The sequence below is a fragment of the Bradyrhizobium sp. genome, from assembly GCF_016462955.1.
Taxonomy (GTDB): Bacteria; Pseudomonadota; Alphaproteobacteria; order Rhizobiales; family Xanthobacteraceae; genus Bradyrhizobium.
On sequence record NZ_JAEMSD010000158.1, the window covers coordinates 1 to 13,359 of the forward strand.

12 protein-coding genes are annotated in these 13,359 nt (G+C 65.1%); 7 read left to right on the plus strand and 5 right to left on the minus strand.

Annotation, left to right across the window (positions count from 1 at the left end):
* From JHD07_RS17600 to JHD07_RS17630, 7 genes are all read left to right on the plus strand, one after another.
* A partial coding sequence (locus tag JHD07_RS17600; protein ID WP_291624430.1) for an acyl-CoA dehydrogenase occupies positions 1–664 on the plus strand: 664 nt, incomplete at its 5' end.
* Positions 664–1,320 carry a glutathione S-transferase family protein gene (locus JHD07_RS17605; RefSeq protein ID WP_291624431.1) on the plus strand — a complete coding sequence of 219 codons (657 nt, stop codon included), beginning with the start codon at positions 664–666 and terminating at the stop codon, positions 1,318–1,320. The genes JHD07_RS17600 and JHD07_RS17605, both read left to right, overlap by 1 nt.
* Positions 1,321–1,536: 216 nt before the next feature.
* Positions 1,537–2,337, plus strand: coding sequence for an AraC family transcriptional regulator (locus JHD07_RS17610; RefSeq protein WP_291624432.1), 801 nt, complete (start codon positions 1,537–1,539; stop codon positions 2,335–2,337).
* Positions 2,338–2,553: 216 nt separating this feature from the next.
* Positions 2,554–3,420 carry a 3-keto-5-aminohexanoate cleavage protein gene (locus tag JHD07_RS17615; protein ID WP_291624433.1) on the plus strand — a complete coding sequence of 289 codons (867 nt, stop codon included), beginning with the start codon at positions 2,554–2,556 and terminating at the stop codon, positions 3,418–3,420.
* A gap of 100 nt (positions 3,421–3,520) precedes the next feature.
* The gene (locus JHD07_RS17620; protein ID WP_291624434.1) at positions 3,521–5,137 is read left to right on the plus strand and encodes an acyl-CoA carboxylase subunit beta; all 1,617 of its coding nucleotides are present in this window, start codon (positions 3,521–3,523) and stop codon (positions 5,135–5,137) included.
* Complete coding sequence (locus JHD07_RS17625; protein WP_291624435.1) at positions 5,134–7,110, plus strand: acetyl-CoA carboxylase biotin carboxylase subunit; 1,977 nt, start codon at positions 5,134–5,136, stop codon at positions 7,108–7,110. The genes JHD07_RS17620 and JHD07_RS17625 overlap by 4 nt, the downstream gene beginning before the upstream one ends.
* A 163-nt stretch (positions 7,111–7,273) precedes the next feature.
* A complete protein-coding gene (locus JHD07_RS17630) occupies positions 7,274–8,086 on the plus strand; it encodes a hypothetical protein (protein ID WP_291624436.1) in 813 nt (270 codons plus the stop codon).
* Here the strand turns inward: JHD07_RS17630 and JHD07_RS17635 are convergent.
* From JHD07_RS17635 to JHD07_RS17655, 5 genes are all read right to left on the minus strand, one after another.
* Entirely contained in the window at positions 8,058–9,044 is a 987-nt protein-coding gene (locus JHD07_RS17635; protein WP_291624437.1) for an ABC transporter ATP-binding protein, read from the minus strand. The genes JHD07_RS17630 and JHD07_RS17635 overlap by 29 nt on opposite strands.
* A complete protein-coding gene (locus JHD07_RS17640) occupies positions 9,041–10,048 on the minus strand; it encodes an ABC transporter ATP-binding protein (protein WP_291624438.1) in 1,008 nt (335 codons plus the stop codon). The genes JHD07_RS17635 and JHD07_RS17640 overlap by 4 nt, the downstream gene beginning before the upstream one ends.
* Positions 10,048–10,941, minus strand: coding sequence for an ABC transporter permease (locus JHD07_RS17645; protein WP_291624439.1), 894 nt, complete (start codon positions 10,939–10,941; stop codon positions 10,048–10,050). The genes JHD07_RS17640 and JHD07_RS17645 overlap by 1 nt, the downstream gene beginning before the upstream one ends.
* Positions 10,942–11,125: 184 nt before the next feature.
* Positions 11,126–12,073, minus strand: a complete 948-nt coding sequence (locus JHD07_RS17650; RefSeq protein ID WP_291624440.1) for an ABC transporter permease — start codon at positions 12,071–12,073, stop codon at positions 11,126–11,128.
* 42 nt (positions 12,074–12,115) lie between these two features.
* Positions 12,116–13,359 (minus strand): ABC transporter substrate-binding protein (locus JHD07_RS17655; RefSeq protein ID WP_291624441.1); only part of this gene is annotated, 1,244 nt, incomplete at its 5' end.

Sequence of the window (13,359 nt, forward strand, 5' to 3'; positions counted from 1 at the left end):
CCTGCTCGCCAACACCGGCGATGGTCCGGTTCACCGCAACAAGTCGCTGATCTGCGTGCCCATGAAGAGCAAGGGTGTCACTGTCGCGCGAAAACTCGACAAGATGGGCATGCGCTCCTCCGACACGGCGCAGATCTTCTTCGATAATGTCCGCGTGCCCAAGCGCAACCGGATCGGCGAGGAGGGCAAGGGCTTCACCTACCAGATGATCCAGTTCCAGGAGGAGCGGCTATGGGGCGCGGCGGCCTGCCTGAAGTCGCACGAATACATCATCAACGAGACCATCGCGTACACCCGCAACCGCAAAGCCTTCGGCCAGAGCATCCTCGACAACCAGGTCGTGCACTTCAAGCTTGCGGAGATGCAGACCGAGGTCGAGCTGCTGCGCGCGCTGATCTATCGCGCCGCCGAGCAACTGGTGGCGGGCGAAGACGTGACGCGGCTTGCGACCATGGCCAAGCTCAAGGCCGGCCGGCTCGGCCGAGAGCTTACTGACGCCTGCTTGCAATATTGGGGCGGAATGGGCTTTACCAACGAGACGCCGGTCAGCCGCGCCTATCGCGACAGCCGCCTGACCTCGATCGGCGGCGGTGCCGACGAGGTCATGCTGATGGTGCTGTGCAAGATGATGGGCACGCTGCCCGGCAGCAAAGGGAGTGCTTGATGATCACGCTCTATCATTGCGACGCTGCGCGCTCGTTCCGTCCGCTCTGGATGCTGGAGGAGATGGAGCTGCCGTACGAATTGAAGATGCTGCCGTTTCCGCCGCGCGTCTTCGCCAAGGAGTACCTTGCGCTCAATCCGCTCGGCACGATTCCCTTCATGGTCGACGGCGAGACGAAGATGACGGAATCCTCCGGCATCTGCCATTACCTCGGCATCAAATACGGCCCGACGCCGTTGATGGTCGGTCCCGAGGATCCCGCCTATGGCGCCTTCCTGAACTGGATGTATTTCAGCGACGCCACGTTAACCTTCCCGCAAACGCTGGTGCTGCGATACAGCCAGCTCGAGCCGGAGGAACGGCGCAATCCGCAGGTTGCCGGCGACTACGCCAAATGGTTCCTGGGACGCCTGCGAGCCGTGGAGGCAGCGACTGCAAATGCCGAAACTTTGTGCGCCGGCCGCTTCACCGCCGCGGACATCGTCATCGGCTACGCGCTTCGCCTGGCGAGTAACATCGGGCTGGCCAAGGATTTTGGGCCAAATGTCGCAGCCTATTGGGCACGCCTCCAGCAGCGCGACGGCTTCAAGCGCGCCGTTGCTGCGGAGCAAAAGGCGGGTGCCGAGCAGAATGTTGCGCCAAGGGTGCGGGAGTAAGTTATCAGGTTGTCATTCCGGGGCGATGCGCAGCATCGAACCCGGAAACTCGAGGTTCCCCAGTGCGCAATTGCGCACCTGAGGTTCGGTCTGCGACCGCCCTGGAACGATGCAACATGTTTCGATGACAGCGCTATCCCACCGTGACAGCGCCCAAATTTCCGCTAAGGTGACCTCCGTCCGCAGCGGCCAGAGAGCCGCGCGAGGAGGATCCCAATGGAAGATAAAGGTCGCGAATCCGACCATTTGATGCTGATCACGCCCGAGCGCGTTTTCTATGCCGGGCTGCTCGGCCGTCCCCGCAAGCGCACCCCCGGTAGCTGCCACGTCTATGTGGCGGTGAAGGGCAGTCTGCATTTGACCGTCGACGACGTCCATACCTCGGACGAATTGGTCGTGACCCTGCCGAACCAGCGGCACACCATCGCCAGCGACTATCGCACCGTCGTCAGCGTGACGCTGGAGCCGGAGAGCGTGCCGGATGGCGTGATCGAGGCGCTGGCCGAGCGGCTGCGCGGTCCGGACAAGGCCTTCTACGCCCGTAAAATTCTCGCCGCCTACGCGCTGCTGCGCCAGCGCCGCTACGGCGACATCACCACCGCCGAGTTCGATGAGATGTGCTTTGGCGAAGCGCTGCCGCGCCGCGTGCTCGATCCCCGCGTGATGCGTGCGGTCGCCCGCATCGGACGCTTCTCCGGCGAGCCGGTGACGGCGGATACGTGTGCGGCGGAGGCGGGCCTCTCGGCTTCGCGCTTCCTGCATCTGTTCAAGGAAGAGACCGGCATCTCCTTCCGCTCGTTCCGCGCCTGGAAGCGCGCACGGCATCTACTGCACTTCGCCAACCAGGACCTCAACCTCGCCCATCTCGCGCAGGACATCGGCTATCCCGATTCCACGCATTTCAGCCACTCGATCCGTCGCTTCTACGGCTTGAAGCCGCGCGCGATCTTCGTCGGCTCGCGCGACCTTGCGATCTATCGCAGCACCGAGACGGTGCGGATGGCGGAGGCTTCGTAACTTCGTAGGGTGGGTTAGCCGATCAGATGCGCGAAGCGCAGCTGCTCGCGTAACCCACCTCTTCAATTTCCACGGAGGCAGGCAGTGGTGGGTTACGCCTTCGGCTAACCCACCCTACGAATTCGTCGTTTTTCCCAGCTTCTCCGCGCAAGAAGCCGCATGCCTCGCGTCACATGATCGCAAGCGTTGAATTCTCAACGTGCGAGATATCTTGGCATGACCGACAAGGCCGTCATCACCTGTGCGCTGAACGGCGTGCTCACCGACCCCAAGCAGCACAACGTGCCCGTGACGCCCGAGCAGATGGCGCGCGAGGCCAAGGCTGCATTCGACGCCGGCGCCTCCGTCATGCACATCCATTTGCGGCAGCAGGCGCCGGGCAAGGGACACCTGCCGTCCTGGGAGGTTGCGGTCAGCAAGGAGATCCAGCAGGCGATCCGCGAAGCCTGCCCCGGTGTCATCATCAACCACACCTCGGGCGTGTCAGGGCCGAACTACTCCGGCGCGCTCGATTGCATCCGCGAGACGAAGCCTGAGATTGCCGCCTGCAACGCCGGCTCGCTGAACTATCTGAAGGTGAAGGCCGACAACAGCTGGGCCTGGCCGCCGATGATGTTCGACAATGCGGTCGAGAAGGTGAAGGACTATCTCGACGTCATGAACGCGGTCGGCACCATCCCGGAGTTCGAGTGCTTCGACGTCGGCATTGTCCGCTGCGTCGGCATGTACACCCAAGTCGGCATGTACAAGGGGCCGCTCGAATACAATTTCGTCATGGGCGTCGCTTCCGGCATGCCTGCCGACCCTGAATTGCTGCCGATCCTGATCAAGCTGAAGCGGCCCGAAGCGCATTTCCAGGTCACCGCCATCGGCCGCGAGGAGATCTGGCCGCTGCACCAGCGCTGCGCCGAGCTCGGCGGCCATCTGCGCACGGGCCTCGAGGACACCTTCTATCTCGCCGACGGCAAGAAGGTGACCTCGAACGGGCAGCTGATCGAAGCTGTCGCCGCCTGCGCAAGGCGAGCGGGGCGCGAGATCGCGAGCCCCGCCGAGGCGCGGAAGATCTTTGGGACGAATCGCTGAATATCCCCGTCGTTCCGGGGCGATGCGCAGCATCGAACCCGGAACCTCGAGATTCCGGGTTCACGCTTCGCGTGCCCCGGAATGACGATCAAGGTCTGTCATGTCCATCCTCGAAAACACCATCTCCCCCGGCAGCGCCGCCTACCAGGCCAACCGCGACGGCATGCTCGGCCTGATCGACCGCATGCGCGCGCTCGAAGAGCGGACGCGCGCAGCATCTGCCGCGGCAAAGGACCGTTTCCACAAGCGCGGACAATTGCTGCCGCGCGAGCGCGTCGCGCTGGTGCTCGATCCCGGCGCGCCCTTCATTGAACTGTCGACGCTTGCGGGCTACATGTTCGATGTGCCGGATGCGAACAAGAGCGTGCCGGGCGGCGGCGTCATCGCCGGCATCGGCTTCGTTTCGGGTATCCGCTGCATGGTCAGCGCCAATGACGCCGGCATCGATGCCGGTGCGCTGCAGCCTTATGGCCTCGACAAGACCCTGCGGGTGCAGGAGCTCGCGCTGGAGAACAAGCTGCCTTATGTCCAGCTGGTCGAAAGCGCCGGCGCCAATCTGCTGCGCTACCGCGTCGAGGATTTCGTCCGCGGCGGCAACATCTTTCGTAACCTGGCGCGGTTGTCGGCCGCCGGCCTGCCGGTCGTCACCGTCACCCACGGCTCGTCTACGGCCGGCGGGGCCTACCAGACGGGTCTGTCCGACTACATCGTCATGGTCCGGGGCCGCACCCGCGCCTTCCTCGCGGGGCCGCCGCTGCTGAAGGCCGCCACCGGCGAGATCGCGACCGAGGAAGAGCTCGGCGGCGCCGAGATGCACACGCAGATCTCCGGCCTCGGTGACTATCTCGCCGAAGACGATCGCGATGCCCTGCGGATCGCGCGCGAGATCATGGCGGCGCTGGAATGGGAGCGGCCCGGCAAAGCGCCGGCGCAATTCAAGCCGCCGCGCTACGACCAGGACGAGCTGCTCGGCATCATGCCGATGGACCACAAGCGTCCCGTCGACATGAAACAGGTGATCGCGCGCATCGTCGACGATTCCGACTTCACCGAGATGGCGCCGAATTACGGGCCCGCCACGGTGTGCGGCCATGCCCGCATCGAAGGGCAGGCCATCGGAATCATCACCAACAACGGCCCGCTGGATCCCGCCGGCGCCAACAAGGCCACGCACTTCATCCAGGCCTGTTGCCAGACCCGCACGCCGATCCTCTATCTCAACAACACCACCGGCTACATGGTCGGCAAGGCCTATGAGGAGGCCGGCATGATCAAGCACGGTTCCAAGATGATCCAGGCCGTCACCTCGGCGACGGTGCCGCAGATCACCATCTATTGCGGCGCCTCGTTCGGTGCCGGCAATTACGGCATGTGCGGTCGTGGCTTCCATCCGCGCTTCTGCTTCTCCTGGCCAAACGCCAAGACTGCCGTGATGGGCGGCGAGCAGGCCGCAGAGACCATGGCGATCGTGACCGAGGCGGCCGCGGCGCGGCGCGGCAAGCCGATGGAGAAGGACAGACTGGAGGCCATGAAGACTGAGATCATCGGCGTGTTCGATGGGCAGATGGACGTGTTCTCGACCAGCGCCCGCGTGCTCGACGACGGCGTGATCGATCCGCGCGACACCCGCGCGGTACTGTCGGAAGTGCTCGCGATCTGCCGCGAGGGCGATGCGCGCACGCCGCAGCGCATGCAATTCTCGGTGGCCCGCCCATGAGGAACGGATCAGTGCAGCACCGGCCGTTCTTCAGGGTTCTGGTCGCCAATCGCGGCGAGATTGCACTCCGCGTGATGCGGAGCGCGCGAAAACTCGGCCTCGGTGTCGTCGCCGTCTATTCGGATGCGGATCGCGATGCGCTCCATGTGAAGCAGGCGGATCAGGCCGTGCGCATCGGCGAAGCCCTGCCGGCGCAATCCTATCTCAACATTCCCGCGATCATTGCCGCGGCCAAGGCGAGCGGCGCCGATGCCGTTCACCCCGGCTACGGCTTCCTCGCCGAAAACGAAGACTTCGCGCAGGCCTGCAAGGATGCCGGTCTCGTCTTCATCGGCCCGTCGCCACAGGCGATCGAGGCGATGGGCAACAAGGCCGGCGCCAAGGAGATCATGAAGAAGGCCGGCGTGCCCTGCGTGCCCGGCTACCAAGGTGCGGACCAGGGCGACGAGGTCATGCTCGCCGAAGCCAGGAGGATCGGCTTTCCCGTGATGATCAAGGCGGTCGCGGGAGGCGGCGGCCGGGGCATGCGGCTGGTCTCCGACGCGGCCTCGTTTGCCGATGCGCTGCGCAGTGCGCGTTCCGAGGCGAAAGCCGCGTTCGGCGATCCCACCGTCATCCTCGAACGCGCCATCCAGAACCCGCGCCACATCGAGATCCAGGTGTTCGGCGACAGCCACGGCAATGCCATCCATCTCGGCGAGCGCGACTGCTCGGTGCAGCGGCGGCACCAGAAGCTGATCGAGGAGGCGCCGTCGCCCGCCGTGACGCCGGAGCTGCGAGCCAGGATGGGCGAGGTCGCGGTCGCCGCGGTGAAGGCGCTGCGCTACGAGGGCGCCGGCACGCTCGAATTCCTGCTCGATGCCAGCGGCGCGTTCTACTTCATGGAGATGAACACGCGCCTGCAGGTCGAGCATCCCGTGACGGAAGCCGTCACCGGGCTCGATCTCGTCGAGCTGCAATTGCGCGTCGCCCGCGGCGAGCCGTTGCCTGTGAAACAGCAGGACATTCGTTTCGAAGGTCACGCCATCGAGGTGCGGCTGTGCTCGGAGGATGCATCGCAGGATTTCATGCCGCAATCCGGCCGCATGGTGCGCTGGCAGGTGCCGGACGGCATCCGCGTCGAGCACGCGCTGCAGTCGGGCACGGAGATCCCGCCGTTCTACGATTCCATGATCGCCAAGGTCATCAGCCATGGCGCCACGCGCGAGGAGGCGAGGGGGCGGCTGATCGTCGGCCTCGAGCAGCTCACCGCGCTGGGTGTGACGACCAATCAGGCGTTCCTGCTGTCGTGTCTACGTCATCCCGGCTTTGCCAGGGGCGAAGCGACGACGGCGTTCATCGGAGCGCATCGCGACGAGCTCCTTGCTTCGCATGCAGACGCGGCGTTCGAGACGGCGGTCGCAGGTCTGCTGCTCTACGTCACGAGCCCGCGCGCGCCATCGTGGCAAAGCGGGCGGAGCCTTGCCGCCACCTTTCCGCTGCCGGCGAAAATCGAAATCGCCGGTCATGCGCATGAGCTCGACATCACGCGCGAGCGCGACGGCAGCTACATTGTTGCCGCCGAAGGCCGCCAAGACAAATTCGAGATCGACCAACTCGATCCCGATGCCGTCCGCTTCCGTCACGCCGGCGTGATGGACAGCGCCAAATTCCTGCGCGATGGAGATCGACTCTATCTCCAGCACCGGGGCATTCCGCTCGCCATCATCGATCTCACCCTCGCTGCGCCGAAGGCGGCCGCAACGAATGGCGGCGACGGTAAGGTGCGCGCCGCCATGAACGGCCGCGTCGTTGCCGTCCTGGTCAAACCGGGCGACCGCGTCGCCGCCGGCCAGCCGGTGCTGACGCTCGAGGCGATGAAGATGGAGCACGTCCACAAGGCCGGCATCGACGGCGTGGTCAGCGCGATCGACGTCGCCGAGGGCGAGCAGGTCACGACGGGCCGGATCGTGGCGGAGATCGGTGCGGGGTAGCCTCCCCACAATGGCCAGCCGCGAAGCAACGCGAGGCAGATCGAACGAAAATCCAGCTATTTCTGCCAGTTACCGGTTCACAAGAACTTCTTTTCGGGCACATTGAACATTGTTCAATCATGCGCTACCAATATTGAACGATGTTCAATCATTGGAGCTGCGCATGCTGCCCGTCGATCACCCCGTAGGAGCGACCCCTGCCAGGCTGCCTTCAGCAGCGCGCCGCTTCGCAGTCGGCCGGCTGGATGCCCGCGAAAAATACCTGGGCGGTGCGCTCCTCGTCCTGACGCTCACCGCGCTGCTGGCGCCAGTGCTGCCTGCCTCGGCCTGGCACATCCCGCATTACGTCGACAGCCGCGCGTGGCTCGGCGTGCCCAACGCCGGCGATGTGCTGAGCAATCTCGCCTTCCTCGCCATGGGCGTATGGGGTTCGGAGCGGCTGCGCGCCCGTCATCCTGCGCCCGTCGGGGCGAGCTGGTTCTTCGTGGGGCTGATCCTCACCTGCATTGGCTCGGGCTTCTATCATCTCGACCCCGACCTGCCGCAGCGGCTCGTGGCCGATCGTCTCGGCATGGCGGTGGCCTTCGCGGGATTTCTGGGCATCGCCGCCAGTGAACGCATCAGCGTGCGTGCCGGCGAAGCGGTGCTGGTGCTGACGATGATCGCGGGCCCGTTGGCGGCCTGGGTGGCCCGCGAGAATCTCACGCCTTGGGCGGTCGTGCAGTACGGCGGCATGGCTCTCGCCGTGGGCCTCGCGTTGACGCGCCCGCGGCCCGGCGCAATCGGCGTGCCGCTCGGCAGCGTGCTCTTCTTCTATGTGCTCGCCAAGCTTCTCGAGTTGGGCGATGTGACGCTGTTTGAAGCGACCGGGCACATGGTCTCGGGCCACACGCTCAAGCACCTCGCCGCCGCGCTCGCGGCCTGGCCGGTGATCCGGGCGTTGCGCCCTACTGGCCCTGCCCCGTTCCCTCATTGAGCAGACACGCCACCTGATGCCCGTCGCCGGCATCCAGCAGCGCCGGTCGTTCCGTTTTGCATCGCGCCATCGCAAACCGGCAGCGGGTGTGGAATGCGCAGCCTGACGGTGGATTGACCGGGCTCGGCACGTCGCCATCGACCAGTGGCGCGAGCTTCTTCGCCAGCGGGTTGGGCACGGGGACTGAGGCGAGCAGCGCCTGCGTGTAGGGATGCCTGGGATTGCGGAACAGCTCGTCCTTGCCGGCGATCTCGACGATGCGGCCGAGATACATCACCGCGACGCGGTGGCTGATATGGGCGACCACGGCGAGATCGTGCGCAATGAAGAGGTAGGAAAAGCCATGCTGTCGCTGCAGGTCGATCAGGAGGTTGATCACCTGCGCCTGGATCGAGACGTCGAGCGCGGACACCGGCTCGTCGCAGACGATCAGGCGCGGCCCCAGCGCCAGCGCGCGCGCGATGCAGATGCGCTGGCGCTGGCCGCCGGAGAATTGATGCGGAAAGTTACGCATCTGGTCGGGCCGCAATCCGACCTGCTCGAACAGTGTTGCGACGCGTGCCTCCAGCGCCTTGCCAGTCGCAAGGCCGTGCACGGCAAGCGGCTCGCCAACGATGTCGCCCGCATTCATGCGCGGATTGAGCGAAGCAAAGGGATCCTGGAACACGATCTGCATCGAGCGGCGGTGCGGGCGCAGGGCCGCCTTGGAGAGGCGGGTGATGTCCTCGCCGTCGAGACGGATTCGGCCCGAGGTCGGCTCGACCAGGCGAAGCACGCTGCGCGCCACCGTCGATTTGCCGCAGCCGGATTCGCCGACGAGCCCGAGCGTCTCGCCGGCATGAACGGAAAACGAGACGCCGTCGACCGAGTGGACGGTGCCGACCTGCCGACGCAGCACGCCGGCGCGCACCGGGTAATATTTCTTGAGGTCGGTGACTTCGAGCAGCGCTTCGGTCATGCCACCTCCGCGACGTCTTCCGCGCGCCAGCACGCCGCGAGATGACCGCTGCCCCAGTCCGCTAGCGGCGGATATTCCGCCTCGCACCGTTTGATGGCGAGCTTGCAGCGCGGCGCGAAGGCGCAGCCCTTCGGTAATCGCACCAGCGACGGTACCGTGCCGGGGATTTCGTTCAGCCGCGCCTGCGCGGGGACGCCGGAGGCCGGCACGGCCGGGATCGAGGCCATCATTCCGCGCGTATAGGGGTGCTTCGGTGCGGCGAACAACGCCTCGACGCTGGCCTCCTCGACCTTGCGCCCCGCATACATCACGATGACGCGCTGCGCGGTTTGTGCCACCACGCCGAGATCGTGCGTGATCAGCACGAGCCCGGTGCCGAGCTCCTTCTGGAGATCGAGGATCAGCGCTAGGATCTGCGCCTGGATGGTGACGTCGAGCGCCGTGGTCGGCTCGTCGGCGATCAGCAGCGCCGGCCGGCAGGCCAGCGCCATCGCGATCATCGCGCGCTGGCGCATGCCGCCGGAGAGCTGGTGCGGATACTCTCGTGCGCGCCGCCCCGGCTCGGGAATGCGGACCAGCCGCAGCATCTCGACCGCGATGCCTTGCGCCTCCTTCGACGTGATGTTCCGGTGCAGCCGCACGGCCTCGACGATCTGGTCGCCGATCCGCATCACCGGATTGAGCGAGGTCATCGGCTCCTGGAAGATCATGGAGATCCGATTGCCGCGGACCGCCCGCATCCGCGCCTCATCCAGCGCCAGCAGCTCGGTGCCTTCGAGCGTGACGGAACCACCGACGATGCGGCCGGGCGGATCGGGCACGAGCCGCATCAAGGACAGCGCGGTGACGCTCTTGCCGCAGCCGGATTCGCCGACGATCGCCAGCGCTTCGCCGCGCCTCACGCTGAAGGAGAGATCGTCGACAGCCTTGAACAGGCCGGAATTGGTGAAGAACACCGTCTTCAGGTTCTTCACGTCGAGCACGAGATCGGATGTATCAGCCATCAGCCGCGCTGCCTCGGATCCAGGATGTCGCGCAGCGCGTCGCCGAACAGATTGGCGCCGAACACGGCGAGGCTGATGGCGATGCCTGGAAAGATCACCAGCCACGGCGCGGTACGGACATATTCGGCGGCGGATTCGGAGAGCATGCGTCCCCACGACGGATAGGGCTCGGGAATGCCGAGGCCGAGGAAGGACAGCGAGGCTTCGGTCAGGATGGTCGAGCCGAGCTGCGCGGTGGCGAGCACGATCAGCGGCGCCAGCGTGTTCGGCAGCACGTGGCGCAGCGCGATCCGCATCTCGCTCATGCCGATCGATTTGGCGGCCTCGACGAACGGTTGCTCGCGCAGCGCCAGCGTATTGGCGCGAATGACGCGCGACACGGTCGGGATCAGCGGGATGGCGATGGCGATGATGACGTTCGGCAGGGACGGTCCGAGAGCCGCGGTCATGATCAGCGCCAGCACCAGCAATGGCAGCGCCTGGAGCACGTCGGAGACGCGCTGGAACACGAGATCGACCCAGCCCGAGAGATAGCCCGAGGTGAGCCCGACGATCACGCCGATGATGCCGCCGAGCGCGGTCGAGCCGATGCCGACCGCCAGCGAGATCCGCGCCCCGTGGATGATGCGGCTGAACACGTCGCGGCCAAAGGAATCGGTGCCCATCCAGTGGGCCCAGCTCGGGCGCGCCAGCGCGCGGGCCGAATCGACCGTCAGCGGATCATAACGCGCGATGACATCGGCGAAGATCGCGGTCAGCACGAACAATGTCATGATGGCGAGCCCGGCCGCGCCCAGCACATGCCGCTGCGCCATGAACAGCACGCGTCGCCAGCCGCCGGTCGCATATGCCCCGGCCCGCCGGAGTTCGACGTCGAAGTCAATCGCGGCCATTTACCTCTCCGCGGGCAGGAACACCTCTCCCCATCGGGGAGAGGTCGGCGCGCAGCGCCGGGTGAGGGGGCTCAGGACGGAGTGTAACCCCTCACCCGGACCGCATCTTTCGATGCGGTCCGACCTCTCCCTACGGGAGAGGTGGAGCACCGCCGTCGCGTCAGATTGTTCGGATCTCATGCAGCTAATCCGTGTACCTGATCCGCGGGTCGAACACCGCGTAGAGCATGTCGACGGCGAAATTGGCGAACACCACCACGACGGCGATGAACATTACGAGGTTCTGCACGATCGGATAGTCGCGCCAGCGGATCGCCTCGACCAGATAGCGCGCGACGCCCGGTATGTTGAACACAGTCTCCGTGACGATCAGGCCGCCGATCAGGAACGCCGCCTCGATGCCGATCACGGTAATCACGGGCAGGATCGCGTTCTTCAGCGCGTGCTGATAGTTCACTGCCGCTTCCGAGGCGCCCTTGGCGCGGGCGGTGCGGATATAGTCCTGCCTCAGCACCTCCAGCATCGAGGAGCGGGTGATGCGCATGGTCAGCGCCGCGCTGCGGAAGCCGACGGCGGCCGCCGGCACGGCATAGGTGGCGAACGCTTCGAGCCAGCTCTGCGGATTGGGATTGAAGATCGGCATCTGATTGAACATCGCCACCGACGCGGTGAGGATCAGCAGGCCGAGCCAGAACGAGGGCAGCGACAATCCGCTGAGGCTGACGACGCGAAGTGCGTAATCGAGTTTCGTCCCCTGCTTCACCGCGCTGATGACGCCGAGCGGAATTCCGATCGATGCCGAGAACAGCAGCGCAAGGCCGGCGAGCTTTGCCGTGATCGGGATCCGCGGCAGGATTTCCTGAAGCGCCGGTTTCTCCGAGACGTAGGAGTAACCGAAGTCGCCGCGCAGGAAACCGCTGATCCAGTGCCAATATTGCACGATCAGCGGCCGGTCGATGCCGAGCTCCTTTTCCAGGTTGGCCTTGTCGGCGGGATCGACATAGCCGGCGGCGGCGAACAGGATGTCGACGATGTTGCCGGGCACGATGCGCAGCAGGAAGAAGATGACGATCGAGATCCCGAACAGGGTCACGAGCATCAGCAACAGGCGCCGCACCAGATAGGCAAACATGCACCGCCTCCCGTCGAACCCGTCAGCCGCGCGTGGGGTGGGCTATTTGTCCAGCCACACATCCTCGTAGCGATAGCCGTTGTAGGAGCTGTTGGTCATGACGGTGAGGCCCTTGACGTAGGGCTGCCAGCAGCTGCCCATGCGGCTGTGGAAGACGATGGGGCGTGCGACGTCCTCCTGCAGCTTCTTGTCGATGTCCCAGACCAGCTTCTTGCGCTTCTCGACATTGGTCTCCTGCGACTGCACGTCGAACAGCTTCTCGATATCCTTGTTGCAGTAATTGGTGTAATTGCGCTCCGAGCCGCAGGAATAGTTCTCGTAGAAGGACTGGTCGGGATCGTCCACGGCGTTGCCGGTGAGATTGAGCCCGATCATGTAGTCCTTGCGCGCGACCTTCGGGAACCAGTTCGCGGTCTCGACCACGTCGACCTCGCCGTCGATATAGATGGACTTGAGCTGGTCGATCAGGATCACCGCGGGATCGCGATAGATCGGGATGTTGCGGGTGGAGACCTTGACGGCGAGATGCTTGTCCGGACCATAGCCGGCCTTCTGCATCAGTTTTTTCGCCTCCTCGCGGTTGGCCTTCACGTCGGGGCCGTAGCCGGGAATGGCCTCCAGCATCTCCTTGGGCATGCCCCACAGGCCGTTCGGCGGCGGCAGCATGGTGCCGCCGATGTCGCCCTGACCTTCGAACATGATCGAGATGAAAGCCTTGCGGTCCAGCGCCATCGCCATGGCGCGGCGGATGTCGACGTTGTCGAACGGCGGCGAGGACGAATTGACGATGATGTTGGTCGACACGTTGGTCGGCGCGATCTCGCAGATCGCGTTCGGCGCCTGCGATTTGACGTCCTTCACCAGCGGGATCGTCACCTCGGTCGGAAACGTCATGTCGAACTTGCCGGCGACGAAGGCGAGGATCGCGGTCGAGCGGTTCGGGATGATGGTGAGCTCGATGCCCTCGAGATAGGGCCGGCCCTTGCGCCAGTAATCGGAATTGCGGGTCAGCTTGATGGATTCATTGGCCTTGAACTCGACGAACTTGAAGGGGCCGGTTCCGATGGGATTGGTGCGCATCTCCGCCGGCGAGACATGGCAGGGATAGACCGGGGTGTAGCCCGAGGCGAGCAGCGCCAGCAGCGAAGGCTGCGGCCGTTTCAGGTTGAAGGAAACCTCGAGGTCGCCGTTGGTCGAGATGTCGTTGACCTGGTCGTACCAGGACTTGCGCGGATTCTGCCGGAACTTCTGCTTCGCCTTCCCCATCAGCATGTCGAACGTGCATT